Genomic DNA, 18,809 nt, shown 5'->3' with positions numbered 1-18,809 from the left:
TATAACACGACATTACCAATAACTGACTAAATGATGGTAAATTAGCATAACTTGATGGAAAACGATTTGAAGTCGATGGTAAACATCCATAACTCGATGGAATCCCTTAACTAGTCGATGGAAAACTTGAAATCAAACGTCTCCTATTATCCAACCCTTAATCTCTTATTCTTTTAATAAACGCAGACCATTTAAAATGACGAGAATTGTGCTGCCTTCATGTGCCACGACACCATATGGTAAGGTCAGCCCCTGCGAAAAGTTTGCGACAATCAGTAGTAAAATCACCGTAACAGAGAATACAAGATTTTGTTTCACAATACGATTCAAGCGAGTCGACAATTTAAAAGTCATCGAAATATTTTTCAGTTCATTATTCATTAAAACAATATCCGACGTTTCAATTGCGACATCTGTACCGGAGCCCATCGCAATTCCGACGTCAGCTTTTGCCATCGCTGGTGCATCGTTCACGCCGTCGCCGACCATCGCAATCGAGCCATATGTGTCTCGCAACCGTTCGACTTCATGTACTTTTTGTTCAGGTAAACATTCACTAATCCACTCATGAATCCCTGCTTCCTTACTAATTGCCTGTGCTGTTTGATCGTTATCACCCGTAATCATAACCGTTTTAACGCCACGTTCATTCAAGGTTTCGATTAATTGCTTAGCTTCTGGTCTAATCTCATCTTTCACCGCAATCATACCTGCTATCACCTTCTCATTGGCGATAAACATGACCGTTTTACCTTCCTGTTGTAATGTCTTTTTCCTGTTTAGAAAATCATCTTTTACTAGGCCTAATCTATCAATTAACGTTTCATTCCCGACATACCAAGTCTCATCAGCCACGCCTGCTTGAATGCCGTGACCTGTGATGCTCTCAGTATAAGCAACTTCCAAATCGGCATGGACATTATAAGTATCACCATAGTGTACGATCGCTTCAGCCAGTGGATGACTCGATTGATTTTCAATTGCGACAATATGACGCAACACATCACGATCATCAAACCCATCAGCCGTCATAAAATCCGTTACAACGGGTTCGCCTTTCGTAATCGTCCCTGTTTTATCCAATGCGACAACCGCCATTTTCGACAATTGTTCGAGATAAACGCCACCTTTTGTCAGGACACCTTTACGAGCCCCCGTACTCACTGCTGACAATAATGACGGCATAATCGATGCGACAACCGCACACGGTGAAGCAACGACAAGTAACACCATCGCACGATAAAATACATCTTCAAAATTAAAACCGAATACAAACGGTGACAATAACATCAAGCCAACAACCACAAGCACTGTCACCACGTAAGGGCCTTCTATCTTCTCAATTAATTGCTGCGTCGGCGGTCGATTTTCCTTCGCTTCTTCAACAAGTCGAATCATCTTCTGAAAAAGCGAATCCTCATTCGGCTTTGTCATCTCAACCACAACAGATCCTGTTCCGTTCATTGTGCCATTAAAAACATCATCCCCTGAGGCTTTATCAACAGGCATCGATTCCCCTGTAATGGGCGACTCATCTACTGTTGTTTGCCCACTTAGAATCACGCCATCCACCGGCACTCGTTCACCATCTTTAACGAGGACACGATCACCTACATTTAAATCCTCTAAGGCAACAACGGTTACGGAATCATCATTATTCAATCGATTGGCTTTATCTGGTGCCATTTCCACCAATGTTGACAAGTCACGCTCACTCTTTTGATTCGCATAAGTTTCCATCGCACCACTAACTGAAAAGATGAAAATTAAAATCGCACCTTCATGCCAATGGCCAATCGATGCTGCCCCAAGTGCTGCAATGATCATTAAAATTTCTACATTCAACGATTTATCATAGATTAAATCCAAAATACCTTCTTTCGCTTTATAATAGCCACCGACTGCAAATGTTAATAAATATAGCACCGCCGTCAAAGCAGGACTTCCCCAAGATTCTGATAAAAACGCGATGACAAGCAATACTCCACCAAGTAAAGCCATGATTATTTCACGATGCTGCCGTAACTTTTGCGCCATCTTCTCACCTCTATTTATAATTTATATCAATTTAGAATCATTATAAATAATAGTATCATAGATTATTTCCTATTCCAATTAATTTGTCACTTTAATCAAGTCACGATATACTCTAACTAAATCATATTAAAGGATGATCGTTTTGAAACCTAATTTAATCGAATTTTCACTAATTGTAGGCGGCATCTTACATGGCCTTGCGATCAATTATTTCGGTGATCAACCGTGGATTCCTACACTATATGAAACGAGTATCGCTCCATTTATTACATATGGCATGATTGTGATCGGCCTACTGCTTGGTATTATTAACGCCCTCACCCCGAAATCCAATCAGAAATAGAATCTCAATTAAAATATGAACTGATGATCAAGCAAATGACCGTTTCACACCAACAAAAAAGAGAGCACTTCTGACTATCAGAAGTGCTCTCTTTCGGTCATATCCACAACAAATGCTTGGTCAAAGAAGTATAAATACACGCCAGCAAGTTCAATCTGCCAAATCGACTCGATCGCTCGTCGGTACAAGTCGACTTGAACGGCGTAGCGACTGGCTAACTGTTCGCGAACTTTTTCATCTACTTCACCATTCACTGTATCGGTTTTATAATCTAATAAGTACCACTGCCCGTTAACTTCAAACAAGCAGTCGATCACACCTTGAATCAATACGCTTTCATCCGTCGGGTCATCCCACTCTGGATAAACTTCCTGAGCTGACAATTCCATCGTAAATGGTAATTCACGCCGAATATCTGCCGACTGCTGTAACGACTTGCCTATCTCAGTCGCCATTAGTTGTAAAATCGCATCATAATCAATGGCCTCAGCTTCTTCTTCCGTTAAAATATCACGAAATACTAGCCCTGACACGAACTCCTCTAATGAAGCTTCATCCCAAGCTGATTCAAACAGTAAATGCTGCATCACCGTATGCATCGCACTACCAATTTCAGCTTTCGTAAGCGTTGTCGCATCTTCTTTCATAAAACGCGGCCTTTCAAGCGATGATGCCCCACTTCCGTTTCCAGCACCAGAACCACTACGACTCCTGATAAAATCTGTCGCACTATAAGCATCCGCTTCTTGTCTGATTCGCTTCAACTCCGTCACAGTCTGCTTCGCCCGGCGTGACACACTTCCTGCATACGGGTAAGCATACTGAAGGCGTCGGTCCACTTCCGCATATGACTCAGATGGCGTCTCAATCGCATCACGGTCCCAATCGGTAATCGCACGTTCAAGCGCATCATTCCGTTCAACCGTTACCCATTCCGGATCTTCATAAGCCGATGCATGCTCAACTACGACACGCCACGACGAATCATCTGCCTGAATTACCTCAGGCACACGATTAGATACGGGACCCTCACGCAATTCATCTGCCTTTTCATGACGAACAAGCGCCATGCCGACCCAGTTCATGTAATTTGCCTGATCCGCTCGCATATGCGCGGGCAACACCCAATTCGGGTGCTCACTCACTTCACGCCATTTCTCCAAGCGTTTCGAAACATCTCCAACTGTTCCAACCACGACTAATTTCTCTTTCGCCCGCGTCAACGCGACATACAAAATCCGCATCTCTTCAGCTAACATCTCGCGTTTCATCGCAACTGACATAGCCTCAAACGGAAAGGTCTTATACATAATCCGTTTATCCAAGTCTAAATATTTGGCACCTAAGCCTAGATCTTTATGCAATAAATAGCGTTTCTTATAATCTTGCGTGTTAAATTGCTTATCGGCCGCGCCTAAAATCACAATCGGAAACTCTAGGCCTTTACTCGTATGAATTGACATAAGGCGCACAACATCTTCCTGCTCACCTAACGCACGCGCCGCGCCTAGATCTTCACCGCGCTCTTCCATCTTTTCAATAAAACGTAAGAAGCGGAACAACCCGCGATAAGCCGACTTTTCATAACTACGAGAACGATCGTAAAGCGCGCGTAAATTCGCCTGACGTTGCTTACCACCAGGTGTGCCCCCGACAAATTCGTAATATCCTGTCTCACGATATACACGCCAGATCAATTGCGACAATGCGCCATAAGTCGCTTCCTCACGCCAAGCCTCAAACAGTCCGAAAAAGCGTTCCAACCGCTTCACTAAATCACGGTCCTCACCCGCTCTCATATACTGTTTGACCGCTTCATAAAAGCTCACTTTCCGGCCGTGCAACCTAATCTGCGCCAGTTCATCTTCGTTTAAGCCGACAATCGGTGATTTCAAGACACTAGCAAGTGGAATATCTTGCTTCGGATTATCAATTGCCTTAAGCACATTAAGCATCACTTGGACTTCAATTGCTTCCAAATAACCTGATGACAAATCAGCATAAACAGGAATCCCAAGCTGTTTTAATTCCTCAACGACGGTTCCGAACCACGTCTTCGACCGCATCAAAATCACAATATCTGAATAGCGAACAGGGCGAGGTTTCTCTGTTTCTTTATCGATCACTTGCATCGGCTCACTACCATCCGTGCCAAGCCAAGATTGAATCTTCTTCGCATACGCCCGTGCTTCGATCTGCGCTTTCTCTAAATACTGCCACTCGTCATCCGGATCCGTTTCATCATCCGCTTCACGCGATAATACATGCATCTCTGTGTCCACATCTGTCTCCGTGAGCGTCTCGTAAACTCGGTTACTATAAATCAATTCCGCTTCCGGCTCATAATCCATCTCACCGACTTGCGGATCTAACAACTGCCGGAAAATATAGTTCGTCCCCGCTAACACTTCATGCCGACTCCGGAAATTTTGTGCCAAATCAATACGTAGTTCATCGCCATCATCCGCCTGAAACGCGCGATATTTCTCCATGAACAAGGTCGGCTCCGCGTGACGGAAACCGTAAATACTTTGCTTCACATCGCCAACCATAAATAAATGATTCGAGTCATCACCTGTTAACAACTGCAAAATCGTCTCTTGCACTTGGTTCGTATCTTGATACTCATCAATCAACACTTCACGAAATTGCGCTTGATACTGCTTCGCCACATCTGATGGCTCAAGCGCATCCATCGTCGAACCCTCTTTCATTAAAACCTCTAAACAATAATGCTCTAAATCCGAAAACTCAAGCACTGCCTGCGTTCTCTTCTCTGCATCAAGTGAAGCATGAAAGTCTTTCACTAGCTCGACTAATTGCTCTAGATGAGGCTTTAACTGGCGTAAATCATTGATCAATGATTCTGGCTTTCGCTCAAACCAACGACTAATCATCGCCGACACTTTATCTTTATAACGCTTACGAATATCTTTCACGCGCTCTTTTAAATCTTCATCGCACTCAAATTTCTTCCGAGATAACGTCTGAAACTTCTGCCGTTCTAACACGACATCACGCAATGCTTCCCAAGGCGCATCTGCGTAATCTAACATCGCATTTACTTGTTCCAAATCGCTCTCAAGCGTCTCCAGATAGTGCTCCGGACCATTCACATCTTGCGCGACATCCATCGCCTGCTTGATATCAAAAACCGCTGCTTCAAGTGCCTCACGAATATCAAACCGTGCGTACGGCATCCATTTCAACTCATCAAGCGTCGTCTCATCACTTACATCAACGGCCTCAACGAGTGATTCCAACCATGCAAACGGCTTCGGATTTTGCAACGCAAATTCATGCACATGTAAGACAAGTGATTCAACTGCTTCATCATTTCGGTCGCCTGAAAAACTATCGACAAAGCGGAAAAACGCCTCTTGCTCTTCTCCTTCTTGACCGTACCAACGTTCAAATACATCTTGCAGGACATCTTGCTTTAACATATCGGCTTCAATTTGATCCAAAATCCGAAAACTCGGGTCTATATCAAGCTCATAACTATATTTACGCGTCACATCCATACAAAACGCGTGCAACGTCGATATATTAGCCCGCTGCAACAGCGCAATCTGTTTCTTCAAATGATGCGAGTTCGGATGCTTTTCTAAAGCCTGCTCAAGTGCCTGACCAACACGCGTCTTCATCTCTTGTGCTGCAGCATTCGTAAACGTCGCGACTAACATCTCATCAATATTATACGGATCTTCGTCGCGCACCATCTTTTGAATAATCCGCTCGACTAGTACCGCTGTCTTACCCGAACCGGCCGCAGCCGACACGAGAATATCACGCCCGTCTTCATGAATTGCTAACGACTGTTCCTCTGTCCATGCCATTTAAGCATCCTCCTCTCGCGCCATCATACGCTGTAAAATCGCATCATCTTTCTCATCTTTAATCCGAACAAAATCATTTTCTTCAAGCGTCGGGTCGAATTGACAAACCGATCGATACGGACAAAACGTACACGCTGTATAATCCTTCGTCTGAACTGGATTAAGTGACACATCACCGCTTACAATCTGACTACCCGCCTGTTGCATCAACCCGCGCACATATTGATTCATATAGCGAAACAACGACTCATCCACCGTTTTCGAACTCGCATTAAACGAGCCATCTTTCTTCACACCAAACGGCGCAATTTTCGACGTCCCCGTCTCAAGTGATCGGTCCATCGCTCCGGCTACCTGTTCATCTCCTAACAACCAACCGTTCATCTTATATTCTTTCAATAACGCATCTTCAACCGCGTCATCATCAAACGCCTTCAAATCACCATCATTCAACGTCGGATTATGCACGTGGAAATACAGGACGCCTGCTGGTTCCGCTTGCTGATTCAACCAACGATCCGAATAGGTCAGCACGACATCCAAATACGTCAACATCTGCAGCGCCAAACCATAATACACATCAACGAGCTTCAAATCCTTCGCACTCGATTTATAATCAATCACACGTAAATACAGCTGATTATTGATCTCTGCTTGATCAACTCGGTCCACCCGGCCATTTAACTCCAGCTGATAGCCATCCATTAAATCGAGCTGAAGCGGTGGGAGCTTTTCTTTTTGACCGAAACCAAGCTCAATTCCTGCCGGCTGAAAATCCGACTGCTTCGCTTGCCGTGCTAAGACCGTCGTTGCCCGAATAATGACATGTTCTAACTTGCGCAAAATATACTGATAACGATTCGAACTGAACAAAATCTGATGCTGCAATAGCGGCGCTAACTGCTCAACCGCTCGGCGCGCATACTGAATAATATCGTCATTCGTTAAATCGAAAAACGCTCGCCCTTCCGCGAACACCCACTCCGTAATATACCGGAGCGATTCGTGGAACAACTGCCCAATATCAGGTGCCTCCAATTGATAAAGTGGCCGCTCTTCAAGCCCAAGTGTATATTTGGCAAAATAATGATACGCACACTGATGATACGTCTCAAGTCGTGATACACTCGACTTCATCGTCTGATCAAACATCGCACTCGCCGTATCACTGCCTAATGACTCTGGTTCATTTCGGTAAAATAATCCGCTTAAAATTTGCCGCGCCGTGTCATCAGCTGACTCATGTGCCATAAACCAATGAAGCGCATCCCAATACACGCGATCAATCGGATAACCGCGTAAATACTTCGACAACTCAGCTGTTAAAATCGACCGTGTTTTTTCTGGATTTGTCACGAACCTTAACGGATCCTCGTGATCTTCATCATCAAGCCATAACGTCTCACGCGCCTGCGGATACATCGTTTTCAACTGCTTCACAACTGCAGCTGGCATCTTCTGTTTTCCTTCTTCGTCACTGAGCGCATAACTCACATGAACTCGGTCACTCGCAAGCGTAAACGCCAGATACATATAAAAACGGTCATCCAACAGCACACGTTCAGCAGGGTCAGCCAGCAATAGACCTCGCTCTTCTAACCACGCCCGCTCATCATCCGACACGAGTCCTTCTTGTGGCGGCTTCATTGGATAAACGCCATCATTTACACCAAGTAAAAAGCTCACCTTCACATTCGCAATCCTTGAACGCTCGACATTACCAACAATGACGTGATCAATCGTTGGCGGCACATGGGAAAACTCTAACGTCTCAAGCCCCGCATCCAACACATCTCGGAATAACGGTAACGACATCTCTTCATCACCAAGCATGTCTGCCATTTCATCAAACAACTGCATGACTGCTTGCCACGCCTGCTCCTGCTCGCGTGCCGTTTCCACATCACCGTCATCGTCAAACCCGTCACGCAACGCTTCTAATCGCTCAGGCGCACCAATTCGTCCAAGCCACGTATAAACCGCTTCTAACGTCGCACCAACCGTCTCAGCCTCACGCACATCACGGTCAAAATCTTTAAGCGCATCGACCACTTGCTTACGATACGCATTCATTTGCCGTTCGATTTCGCGTTCTTCATCCGTCTGCGAACGTTGGTCTAAACCGAAGATCCGCTGATAACGCCAATCACGGTCCGAAAGCCACGCATCCCGCGTCCGAACACCATATTCCAGCACATAATTTTCAAGCGAATCAATCGCATCTTGCGTTAGGGGATACGTCTCATCCGTTGCCTGAATGAATCCAGTTTTAAGCAAACGAAAGATAGCATCATAACGCCAATCACGGTCGATTACTTCAAGCCCTGTTCGAATCAACTCAATAAACGGGTGATTGAGCATTGTTTTCTTCTCATCTAAAAAGACCGGCACCCCGTAATCTTGAAAAATCGTTTCGATCAAATCATGATACGTCGCGTCATCACGGATTAACAAAGCCAAATCTCGATAACGATAACCTTCTTCACGCGTCAACCGCACAATCTCTTGCGCCACACCTTCAACTTCCGCACGTGGATGCACCGCTTCAGCAATTTGAATCGGCGCTTCCCCTTCATAAACGGGTGCTGGTTGATCGGTAAAATGACGTTCCAAATGATTCATCGCTGGATTATTTTGAAACCGTCGCTCATCAGGATAAAGCATCTTCGGCTCACGTACCGGGATTTCCGCCTGCTCAGCAATCTCCGTCAACGTCTCATACGTCGTTTTCGTCTGATAAAATAAATCCAATTCGCCCAAACCTTGCCCGCGTCCATCATATGTAAGGGCAATCTTCACATCTTTCGCATGGCGCATGAGCGCTTCAATCACGTAATACTCTTGCGGCGTAAACCGGTGAAACCCATCAATATAAATCGTCGCATCGCGTAACACATTCGTCGTCGCGATTTTCTCAACCATAATCTCCAGCTGATCCTCACTATCAACGTAATGCCCTGCCAACTGCTGATCAAGTTTGTCATAAATCAACAACAAATCATCCAGCTTACGTTTTAGCGCCGCTTCACTCGGCGTCAAATGCGCACTCTGATTCAATTCCTCGACCATTCGATTCAGCGACTCTGGGGTCACTCGATAACGCTTCAATTCTGTAATCATCGCCTCAAGTTGATCGATGAATCCTTGCTTATCCATCGCCTTTTGAAACGCTTCGAGCGACTGTTCATGCTCCTCCGCAATTTTCCGAAGCAACATTTGAATCCCAGTCGATGTAATAAACGGCTTCGTGCCTCCACCGACCGCCTGAAACACATACCAAGCTAGTCGCGAGAAACTAAACACTTGCGCCCGCATCGACCCAGGCAAATCACTCTCACTCAACAGCCCATACTCCTGCTGAAACGCCATCTGATCCGGCACGATATACAAAATCGGATCTCCCGCGGGATCATGCTGCAGGGCCTCCTCGATTTCCTCTAAACAATACGAGCCGATGTCAGCACCGGCTCGTCCCAAGATAAATTGTAAGGCCACACGCGTCTCCCCCTTTTAATTCGTCTCACCATCATCACGGTCCGCTTTCGACGTGATCCGTTTTTCAATAAACTTCCCAATCAACCAAAACAGCCCAACGACAATACCTACAACAACTGTTTTAATCGGCTCAGTCGCAAACGATGCCAAGCTATCACCAACATACGACACTGAAAAAATCATCACTGCCTTTGCAAGCCCCACCGTTAAAACAAACGATTGTAACGACATTTTCGTGAACGCCGCCACCACATTAATTAATGCTGACGGTGAAAATGGGAAACATAACAATAAGAACATTGGTCCAAATCCGCGTTGGTCGAAAAAATTCGTAATCCGCTGAATATGGCGCTGGTACTTAATTCGTCGTACCCAATTAAACCGCTCACTCTTACGCACAAGGATAAAAACAACAACCGCCCCGACCGACGCACCAATCCATGAATATAAAAATCCAAAAACAAGCCCGTACACAATCGAGTTAGCCAATATAAATACTAAGTTCGGCAAAAAGGGTAAAAACGCTTCAATAAACGGTAATAATACCCCCGGAAGCGGGCCAAAACTACCGTAGAATTCAAGCAAACGAATTATAAATCCACCAATAACATTATCTGATATTAAATCCTTTAGTTCATCGAGGTTCGTTGCATCATCATTCATAGCATTAACTCCTTCTAAATCTCTCCCTTCATTTTATAAAAAAATCACCCGTTTGCCTACTTTTTTACCAATTTGTCATTAAGGATTTGATTTTTATAAGGTTATTTCATATAATAGAACAAACGTTCGATAAATGCAACTGGAGGGATCGACATGCCTTATTTAAATGAAGAAGAAGGACGCATGGCATCACGTTATTTATTCTTATCCATGACCATCGTCGTCTTAGAACAAGATATTCGCTCCGTTGAAAACGGCCCATATAAAATCAAAGAACCATATCTAGAACTACTGCGGCGCATGATCCACCAAGCCCGCACCGAACGACGCGAACTCCGCAAAACCATGGACCAGAAAAAAATCGACGTCGTCTTCATCGAAAAAAACGACACCTTTTCAACCTATTTATTCCTGGCCCGTGGTTACGAAGAAGAACGGCGCTACTTCAACCCCGCCGTCCGCAAAAAAGTCGAAAACATCCTAAATGAACTCATGTACGACATCACAACAAGCGTTACCAAACCCGCGCCAGATTTTGCATGAAGATGATATGAAACGGATTGACTTCACAAATTATATTCTTTTGAATATTTAATACTAAAAGATGCGCTCTGTTTATGTTTTAACCTTGCAAAATGTTATAATGAAGGAAGACTTTTTAATTAGTTATTAATTTTATACTACAGTATTTATTATTATATAAAGTTGGAGTAGATTTATGGAAAGAAAACTTTTATACCATATTACAAGCTACAAAAACCTTCCTTCAATACTAAAAAGCGGACAAATATTGGCTCATTCCCTTGTGAAAGATGGAGAATTTTCACACTCTGACATTGCCCACAAAAGAATTCAAGACAGACGTTCAACTACATCGGTGAATGCATCTCCTTTCGGAAGATTACACGATTATGTGCCTTTTTATTTTGCTCCTCGTTCACCAATGCTTTATGCTATAAAGAATAATAGAGTTGAAGGGTTTGAAGGTGAACAAAGTGATATCATTTATTTTGTTACTGACACAGAAAAAATAATTCAGGCAAATAAAAAGTTTGTTTTCACAAATGGGCACGCTATTATGGCATTAACCGATTTCTATAATGATTTAAATGACCTTGATAAAATCGATTGGGACGTCATGGAAAACACTTATTGGCATGATACAGATGAATTCCCTGACCGCAAATGGCGGCGTCAAGCTGAATTTTTGGTACATCAAACTGTTGAACTCGAATCATTTCTAGGGATCGGGGTATTTAACAGCGACATGAAAAACAGAGTGAATAACATATTACAAGAACACAAAGAAGATATGACCGTACTTATAAAACCAGAATTTTATTTTTAATGGGAGGTGGAAGCAATGATTCAGTATAAAAAAGGAAATTTATTAGAAGATCAATCGGAAGCACTTGTGAACACTGTTAATACAGTTGGAGTAATGGGTAAAGGAATTGCATTACAATTTAAACAAGCTTTCCCTGAAGTATTTCGTGAATATGAGAAAGCATGCAAAAACCGCCAAATCAATATTGGTTACATGCATGTAGTACCTACTCACGGAATAATAGGACCGAAATATATTATAAACTTTCCTACCAAAAAGCACTGGAAAGAAAAATCAAAAATTAATTATATAACAGAAGGATTAAATGATCTTGTGAAAATAATTAAAGAATTAAACATACAGTCCATAGCACTTCCTCCCCTCGGGTGTGGTAATGGCGGACTAGAATGGTCAGAAGTAAAACCATTAATAGAAAATGCCTTTCAAGATATACCGATTGAAGTTTATGTCTATGAACCAGCTGGGAGTCCTGCCCCAGAAAATATGAAGATAGGCACTAAGCAACCTAAAATGACAGAAGCCAGAGCACTATTGCTTGCTTCATTAAATAATTATAAAGAACCTGATTATCGTTTGACACTCTTAGAAGCACAAAAGATTGCTTACTTTTTACAAGAAGTCGGCGAACCATTGAATCTAAACTTTGTTAAAGGGAAATATGGACCTTACGCCGAAAATCTAAATTTCGTTTTGCAGAGATTAGAAGGTCATTTCATTCGAGGATATGGTGACCGTAGCAGAGATGCAGAAATTCACCTTATCAATTCAGCTAGCGAACAGGCATATGAATTTTTAGAAAAAAACACTGAGTACACTATGAGACTTGAAAAATTACGTCATATCATAAATGGTTTTGAAAACCCTTATGGAATGGAGTTATTAGCCACAGTTGATTGGATCCATAAAACAGTGAACCCAACGACAACAGAAGCACTCATAACAGAAGTACACAATTGGAACGAACGAAAAAGAAATCTGTTTCCTGAGAAGCATATTTTAAAAGCAGCAGAACACCTTAGACGGTTGGAAGTATAAAGTTAACTCTGTCATACGCATCACTAATACACCATCAATATTTTACTTCTAGCACGAACAATCTTATAATTCTCTTAAAGGTTTAAAGTCACACATTGCCCCTCTAGTCAGGGGCTAAATCACCCTACTAAGTTCAATCAGTAGGGGTTACTATTTCTTATTGATATGTCAAGGTATAAAGGTGGATTGTATGTTATCCAACATCTTATGGGGCTTATTCCTAGTCGCAGCCATTGCACTTATGATCATTCTAGATAAACGAAAGCAGAAAAAGCGCTACACGAAACCACATCACCTGAAAACCCAGCAAGAAAAAGAAAACGAAAAAGAAGTCGAGCGAGAAGTTGAAAAAGCAAGATCACGTCGAAATGGCCCACCAGCAAGCGGCGGACCTGGAGGCTTGTGATAAGCCCAAATAAAATTAACCATCTTTTTGATGTCCAACGCACCTCATTAGTCAAATGACGCTTGGCTATTTGTTACAGTTTCTATTAAATCATCAATAGACCCAACACATTGTTCTACCTCAGATAAATGATAAAACGTACTTGTTGTTTCAAGATGATTGACTGATTCGTCTGATGAATAAAGATAAATTCTTTTCCCTTGTCCAAGTGCGATCCCGAACTCAATATGACTCCCTTTTCCTGCAGGCAATAACACAATAATGAAATCTGCTTCCATCACAGCATCTTTTTCTTTTTGCCCTATATCCATTAAATCCTCAAAAGTTGAAGCTCTCTCATTTTTCGTCCAATCATAAGTTTGAACAAAGCCCTTATTGATTAACTTATTACTAACTAAACGGACTGCATCTTTATTTTTAAAACTTGATGCGACATAAAACTTTTTCATTAGTTTATTCCCCTTCGACCAATTAAAACAGTTTTAATAATGATAGGACTACTTAAAAGAATCATTATAACTAATCTGAGTTATTTTTCATTATTCACAACGAAAACAGGCCCGAATTCTCAGGCTTAGTCATAACTATTCACATACTCTTTCAGTTCATTAAACACTTGATTCAATTCTTCATCTGTTAATGAATGAACTCCTGTTCCATGTAACGGTTGAGCTTTTTCTAATAAACCTTTTAATAAATCATCATGCTCATTTGTCTGATCTAAGAAGTATTCAGCATAATTATAAGCAGAATCCCCAATATGTCCTTTTAAATCTCTTTCTTTTTTAGCATAATCTTCTTTACCATTAACGCCACGCTTCAAACTTTCCATGAATTCGTCAACAGAATCATGTTCTGGATGGGTAATCATACCTTTTGATGCCTTGTGTTGAGTAGGAACAAAATCTTCTAAAGGCTTGTTTTTATAACTCGTTAATTGTTCTATGGTCTGATAATCACTCACCTGTTTTTCTTCATCTGCACTAACTTGACTGAATCCTAATATAATCCCAATCAACAACACAAAAATTAGCAATGACGACACTACAAACTTCATCAACTTCAATCACTCCTTTTATGCCACAATTTTAACTCACAATTAGTTAATTTTTAAAACTACTCTAGCCTTTTAAAATCTATAACCATATCTGCAAAATGATCTTTTTCCTCTACAAAGGGAAAGTGGTTACTTTTTTCAAAAACATACAACTTTGAATTTTGCAATCCTTTGCTAATTTCTTGAGAAAAAACTACCGGACACTGCGCATCATATCTCCCGCAAAACACAATAGAAGGAACTGAAATAGTATGTAACTGATCTTGAATTTCGTAATCTGGTAATTCCTTAAATGAAAAGTAATCTAATCTTTGTTGAACAACTTTTCCACTACTTGGTTTTGAAAAATAATCATCCCAGCGATCAGGATTATACAGGGACATCTTACCCCATTCTCTACTAGCCTCTCTTCGTTCTTCTTTAGTCGAATCAGGAGATTTTAATACTGAAAAGATTTCTTTTAATTTATTATTTAAGGGACTATTGGATGAATACATGCTTCCCTCATGGTTCATATACGCTTTGGTTGCAGTTGCTCCACCAATTAATAACTTTGTTAGGGAATCAGGATAACTTAGAGCATAAACTAATCCTAGCATTCCTCCAGTTGAATGACCCGCAAATCCCCACGACTTATAATTCAATGCATCTCTAATCGCATCTAAGTCTTTAACCGTTTCTTTCATACTCAATTCTGCATCAGTATTAGCTCTACAAGAATGACCTGCTTCTTTTAAATTTACTAAAATAACCTTGAAATCATTTACAAAAGCATCAGCAAAATAACTCCCCAGTTCATTAAATTCACTATATAAATGTGTAACACAAAGTGGCTCACCAGTTCCTTGAGTGAAAACCTCAAACTCGCCTCTTTCTGTATGAACAAATTGTTGATCCCACATATTCAAATCCCCTTTAGACAAATGAACTAATATTATAGTGATTCAATACAGACTGAGGAAAAACCTGCCAACATAAAGACTTACTTATAATCATAATAAGATACTATTCGTAACTTGGGTTTTCAAGCAAGATAAAAAGAGAGAGACAACTTCCATACATGCAGTCCCACTTATAAAAGAACAAGAAAATGAAGCCGAACGGGAAGTTGTAAAAACAAGGTCACATCGATATGCCCCACCAGCAGAAGGTGGAGAGATATGATTCATCAACCTACATGTCATTATAGATTTCGTCTGCTTCATTATCCCACCAGTCATAATTATTATTTAATAAGATACTATCCTGCATCATATATTTCTCCTTGATTTTCCTAAGAACTATCTGACGATCCACCTCATTCAACATATCAATTTCTTTGATGATTTTATCAGGATTGGACATCAGGGAGCACCTCCAATCTATTCATAGCAATACGGGAAGTGGCTTTTCATTGTATGAAACATCTAAAACCACATCCCACTAATTATTTCCCTATATAGCCATATTAAATCAATTGTTACTCTTCTAACCAATTTGTTCTTTCAACCACTCTATCTCAGCCTTCAAATCCTTTAATGCTTCAACCTTCTCCTCTTCTTGTTGTGATGACTCAAACTCTTCAAGCAAGCCTTGAGAATACCTCGCTTCCAATTCTGCTAATTGATTTAACAGCTGTTGCTCTTCTGATTCAACATTAACGTGGTTCACCCAGTCACCATATGTCCCATTGAAAACTTGGATCGTTTGTTGTTCTAATGAAATAATTTTATTCGAAATCGCTCGCAACAAGTACGGGTCATGAGTCACTAATACGATAGAGCCCGGATAGTTAACTAAAGCATCTTCAATAATTTCTCTCGATGAAATATCAAAATAATTATTAGGCTCATCTAAAATTAACAAATTAGCATCCGAAAAATACAACTTCACAAAAGCGACGCGCCCTTTTTCCCCTTCGCTCAAGTTACCAATCGTTTTAAAAACCTCTTCTCTTCTAAACAAAAAACATGCCAAGATCGTACGAGCATCAGTTTGATTCATATTAGGAAGCTCCATGATTTCATCTAATATCGTATTCTGCTCGTTTAGTTGTTCGAACTCTTGGAAAAATTGCCCGATACTCACCTGAGGATTATAATGAATGGCGCCTTGATCACCCTCACTAAGACCAGATATTAATTCTAGCAAAGTCGTCTTCCCACTGCCGTTAGCACCTACCACACCTATACGGTCACCTTTCAATATATCTAAGTTCACATCTTTTAAAACGGTTTTATCGTCATATGACTTAGACACCTGATCAACGTGAACCATGCGTTTACCAGTAAACTCACTTGAATGTATTTGTGTATTTATTCTGCTTGGTTGCTTTGGTTTTTGAATTGCTTCTTTTTCCAAATGCTCTAATGCACTCTCTTTTGCTTTAAGCTTTGATGCTTGCTTAGACGCTTTCTTTTGCGCATATGGGTCACGGACACTGGCTTTAGCATTAGCACTTGCATGCCAACCTTTATATTGTTGGATCAATTCTTTGAGTTTCCGTCGTTCTTTTTCCTGATTCTCATATTGCTGTTTTCGCGTTTTTTCTTCGATTTCCTTCTGAGCCTCATATTCCTTGTATCCACCTTCATATCTGGTCAGTCCTTCAGGTGTTAATTCAAAAGTTGTCGTTGCAACCCGATCTATAAATTCACGTTCATGAGAAACCAATAAAACCGTGCCTTGAAACGCTTGCAACCATTTAACTAACCAATCGATCGTTTCTAAATCCAAATGATTAGTTGGCTCATCAAGAATAATAAACTGTGGATTTTCAAGCATAAGCTTCACAAGTTTAGCCCGCGTTTTTTGGCCACCACTCAGTTGTTTAAAAGGTATATGCCATGTTTCTTCTATTAATCCCATTTCTAATAATCTGCTTTCAATCTCCATTTCCCATTGATAGCCATCAACTTCTAAATACTGTGATATTGCCTCATTATATTCTTTCAAAATAGCTGCATCGCTCGGATCTTTTTCTAATTGATTTTCTAATTGAATAAGCGTTCTTCTTAGTTGTTCTTTAGGGTGTTCGCTTACAACCCAATTCCTGAGTTGTAAATCCGTATGACTTTCTTCCGCTTGAACCATGTAACCAATATTCGACCAGTCTACACCATAATAAATGTCACCTTCAGCTATAGGCTCAAGTTCAAGCAGTCCATTAATCAAACTCGTCTTTCCTACACCATTCATGCCTAATAAGGCAACACGTTCATTCGGTAAAATATCAAACGTTACGCCTTCAAATAACTTCCGAACACCTTTTTCCATTGTTAAATTTTCAGCTTTTATGACAAACATAACATCACTCCAATTTCGCCACAAAAAAAGCACAGAGGAAGGGTCCCTGTGCCGTTACAAACTCTTCCATCATATAGCAATATGACGAAAAGGAATGATTATTTTATAGTAACCGTCAAAATAGACACACGTATCCCCTTCTTTTGCTCGTGGCAAAAGACTTTTTGAATAAATTTAATTACGCAAAAATAAGGGAATTGTCCATTTTGATTGTCGATACCTCCTTGAATTAAGCTAAGATTACCATATCTTGATACATGTGTGAAGAGCAAGTAGAAACTAGGTTGAACTAAACGTATTAAAAACTACTCCTCAAACTAACAACTTGATTTTATGTAAAAAATCACTCAATTTTTAGCATATTAATATTATTTTAAGTTCAAGGCTTCTAGAATGGTTCTAAACAATTAAATTGTACTCAAACACTCCATACACAATTGAGCCAATCATAAATAATCCACAAGTTACTGCACTTAGCAGATATGTTTTATCTTGATTAGTAAATTTCCATTTCATTATGGTGCGAAACGCAAAGGTAATACCTGGACCAATAAAAATGAGTAATCTAAGGTAATAAAACTCTATTACTGATAACACCATCACAATCATCGTTGCCCCATAAAGTATCAACTCACCATATTTATGGATCTTATTTACATATTTACTTCGTGAAGCAGTTTGTTCAATACTATTCCTTTTTATTAGATTTTTATTTATAAGCTGATCTAATATAAGGATACAAATTAAAATGAAGAAAATAGGTATCATCATAATACAACCTTACTTTAAAAACTTATTTTCATAATCTATGTAATACTCAATAAACCCTTTATCTCTATTAGATTTTTATTGATAACCTGAACTAATATCAAGTGGTTTAATGATCGTTATATTGAACACAAAATACGTCATTGCATATTGGATTTTAACACGGCCAATAACACTAATATAAAAAGTGAAAATATGATAATAATAGCTACAATAAAAACACCTGCAAGTTCTGCGGTTTTAAGGCCAAACCTTAACCTTAAATAATTACAAAATAGTAGGACTGAAACAATCACAAGTAGTCCTGTTGCGATGAAATTCGGACTGGAGCTTATGACTAAGATGCTTAAAACAAATACAATGATGCTCAAAATTAAAGAATTTCTCTTAGTAAACAAGATAATCCCCCCCTTTTTTATTAAGATAAATCATATTAATATTCATTTGTCAAATTAAGCGAGACAACATACTGTCATCGACGTGATCCATGAAACACTCAATAGGCGTTCTATAATTCAAGGATTTCCTTGGTA

15 protein-coding genes are annotated in these 18,809 nt (G+C 40.5%); 5 read left to right on the top strand and 10 right to left on the bottom strand.

Features of this window, described 5'->3' with window-relative positions:
* Window positions 1–165 precede the first annotated feature (165 nt).
* Window positions 166–2,037 (bottom strand): heavy metal translocating P-type ATPase, encoded by a 1,872-nt coding sequence (locus tag FHR85_RS10740; protein WP_167263079.1) that lies wholly within the window; start codon window positions 2,035–2,037, stop codon window positions 166–168.
* Window positions 2,038–2,179: 142 nt separating this feature from the next.
* Here FHR85_RS10740 and FHR85_RS10735 point away from each other — a divergent pair, with 142 nt between their 5' ends.
* Window positions 2,180–2,380 (top strand): hypothetical protein, encoded by a 201-nt coding sequence (locus FHR85_RS10735; protein ID WP_167263077.1) that lies wholly within the window; start codon window positions 2,180–2,182, stop codon window positions 2,378–2,380.
* 77 nt (window positions 2,381–2,457) lie between these two features.
* Here the strand turns inward: FHR85_RS10735 and addA are convergent, their stop codons facing one another.
* From addA to FHR85_RS10720, 3 genes are read right to left on the bottom strand one after another with little or no spacing between them, the layout of a single operon-like run.
* Complete coding sequence (gene addA, locus FHR85_RS10730) at window positions 2,458–6,219, bottom strand: helicase-exonuclease AddAB subunit AddA (RefSeq protein ID WP_167263075.1); 3,762 nt, start codon at window positions 6,217–6,219, stop codon at window positions 2,458–2,460.
* A complete protein-coding gene (addB, locus tag FHR85_RS10725) occupies window positions 6,220–9,714 on the bottom strand; it encodes a helicase-exonuclease AddAB subunit AddB (protein WP_167263073.1) in 3,495 nt (1,164 codons plus the stop codon). It abuts the gene before it with no gap.
* 15 nt (window positions 9,715–9,729) lie between these two features.
* Window positions 9,730–10,377: a TVP38/TMEM64 family protein gene (locus tag FHR85_RS10720; protein WP_167263071.1), complete on the bottom strand. Its 648-nt coding sequence runs from the start codon at window positions 10,375–10,377 to the stop codon at window positions 9,730–9,732.
* A 153-nt stretch (window positions 10,378–10,530) separates the two neighbouring features.
* Between FHR85_RS10720 and FHR85_RS10715 the strand changes: the two genes are divergently transcribed.
* The 4 genes from FHR85_RS10715 to FHR85_RS10700 all read left to right on the top strand — a co-directional run bounded on the left by FHR85_RS10715 (window position 10,531) and on the right by FHR85_RS10700 (window position 13,166).
* Entirely contained in the window at window positions 10,531–10,920 is a 390-nt protein-coding gene (locus FHR85_RS10715; RefSeq protein ID WP_167263069.1) for a YhjD family protein, read from the top strand.
* 175 nt (window positions 10,921–11,095) lie between these two features.
* A complete protein-coding gene (gene darT, locus FHR85_RS10710) occupies window positions 11,096–11,725 on the top strand; it encodes a type II toxin-antitoxin system toxin DNA ADP-ribosyl transferase DarT (protein WP_167263067.1) in 630 nt (209 codons plus the stop codon).
* Window positions 11,726–11,740: 15 nt separating this feature from the next.
* The gene (gene darG, locus FHR85_RS10705) at window positions 11,741–12,760 is read left to right on the top strand and encodes a type II toxin-antitoxin system antitoxin DNA ADP-ribosyl glycohydrolase DarG (protein ID WP_167263065.1); all 1,020 of its coding nucleotides are present in this window, start codon (window positions 11,741–11,743) and stop codon (window positions 12,758–12,760) included.
* Window positions 12,761–12,950: 190 nt separating this feature from the next.
* The gene (locus FHR85_RS10700; RefSeq protein ID WP_167263063.1) at window positions 12,951–13,166 is read left to right on the top strand and encodes a hypothetical protein; all 216 of its coding nucleotides are present in this window, start codon (window positions 12,951–12,953) and stop codon (window positions 13,164–13,166) included.
* A 47-nt stretch (window positions 13,167–13,213) separates the two neighbouring features.
* On the opposite strand, the gene FHR85_RS10695 is transcribed toward FHR85_RS10700, so the two are convergent.
* The 6 genes from FHR85_RS10695 to FHR85_RS10670 form a co-directional block, all read right to left on the bottom strand.
* Complete coding sequence (locus FHR85_RS10695; protein ID WP_167263061.1) at window positions 13,214–13,615, bottom strand: group-specific protein; 402 nt, start codon at window positions 13,613–13,615, stop codon at window positions 13,214–13,216.
* Window positions 13,616–13,740: 125 nt separating this feature from the next.
* On the bottom strand, window positions 13,741–14,226 hold the full coding sequence (locus tag FHR85_RS10690; protein ID WP_167263059.1) for a hypothetical protein: 486 nt from the start codon (window positions 14,224–14,226) through the stop codon (window positions 13,741–13,743).
* 56 nt (window positions 14,227–14,282) lie between these two features.
* Entirely contained in the window at window positions 14,283–15,125 is an 843-nt protein-coding gene (locus FHR85_RS10685; protein ID WP_167263057.1) for an alpha/beta fold hydrolase, read from the bottom strand.
* Between the two features lie 271 nt (window positions 15,126–15,396).
* Window positions 15,397–15,567: a hypothetical protein gene (locus FHR85_RS10680; RefSeq protein ID WP_167263055.1), complete on the bottom strand. Its 171-nt coding sequence runs from the start codon at window positions 15,565–15,567 to the stop codon at window positions 15,397–15,399.
* A gap of 123 nt (window positions 15,568–15,690) precedes the next feature.
* On the bottom strand, window positions 15,691–17,508 hold the full coding sequence (abc-f, locus tag FHR85_RS10675) for a ribosomal protection-like ABC-F family protein (RefSeq protein ID WP_167263053.1): 1,818 nt from the start codon (window positions 17,506–17,508) through the stop codon (window positions 15,691–15,693).
* A 399-nt stretch (window positions 17,509–17,907) separates the two neighbouring features.
* Complete coding sequence (locus tag FHR85_RS10670; protein WP_167263051.1) at window positions 17,908–18,276, bottom strand: DUF4181 domain-containing protein; 369 nt, start codon at window positions 18,274–18,276, stop codon at window positions 17,908–17,910.
* Window positions 18,277–18,809: the final 533 nt, after the last annotated feature.

The sequence above is a fragment of the Alkalibacillus almallahensis genome (assembly GCF_011761495.1).
Taxonomy (GTDB): Bacteria; Bacillota; Bacilli; order Bacillales; family Alkalibacillaceae; genus Alkalibacillus; species Alkalibacillus almallahensis.
Note: the sequence above shows the minus strand (reverse complement) of the source record. Positions and strands in the feature narration are given on the sequence as shown.

Excerpts from the sequence above, each read along its gene's own strand:
- darT (WP_167263067.1), top strand. The coding sequence starts at position 11,096 with ATGGAAAGAAAACTTTTATACCATATTACAAGCTACAAAAACCTTCCT.
- FHR85_RS10685 (WP_167263057.1), bottom strand. The coding sequence starts at position 15,125 with ATGTGGGATCAACAATTTGTTCATACAGAAAGAGGCGAGTTTGAGGTT.
- FHR85_RS10695 (WP_167263061.1), bottom strand. The coding sequence starts at position 13,615 with ATGAAAAAGTTTTATGTCGCATCAAGTTTTAAAAATAAAGATGCAGTC.
- FHR85_RS10680 (WP_167263055.1), bottom strand. The coding sequence starts at position 15,567 with ATGTCCAATCCTGATAAAATCATCAAAGAAATTGATATGTTGAATGAG.
- FHR85_RS10715 (WP_167263069.1), top strand. The coding sequence starts at position 10,531 with ATGCCTTATTTAAATGAAGAAGAAGGACGCATGGCATCACGTTATTTA.
- FHR85_RS10740 (WP_167263079.1), bottom strand. The coding sequence starts at position 2,037 with ATGGCGCAAAAGTTACGGCAGCATCGTGAAATAATCATGGCTTTACTT.
- FHR85_RS10720 (WP_167263071.1), bottom strand. The coding sequence starts at position 10,377 with ATGAATGATGATGCAACGAACCTCGATGAACTAAAGGATTTAATATCA.
- darG (WP_167263065.1), top strand. The coding sequence starts at position 11,741 with ATGATTCAGTATAAAAAAGGAAATTTATTAGAAGATCAATCGGAAGCA.
- addA (WP_167263075.1), bottom strand. The coding sequence starts at position 6,219 with ATGGCATGGACAGAGGAACAGTCGTTAGCAATTCATGAAGACGGGCGT.
- FHR85_RS10670 (WP_167263051.1), bottom strand. The coding sequence starts at position 18,276 with ATGATACCTATTTTCTTCATTTTAATTTGTATCCTTATATTAGATCAG.
- abc-f (WP_167263053.1), bottom strand. The coding sequence starts at position 17,508 with ATGTTTGTCATAAAAGCTGAAAATTTAACAATGGAAAAAGGTGTTCGG.
- FHR85_RS10700 (WP_167263063.1), top strand. The coding sequence starts at position 12,951 with ATGTTATCCAACATCTTATGGGGCTTATTCCTAGTCGCAGCCATTGCA.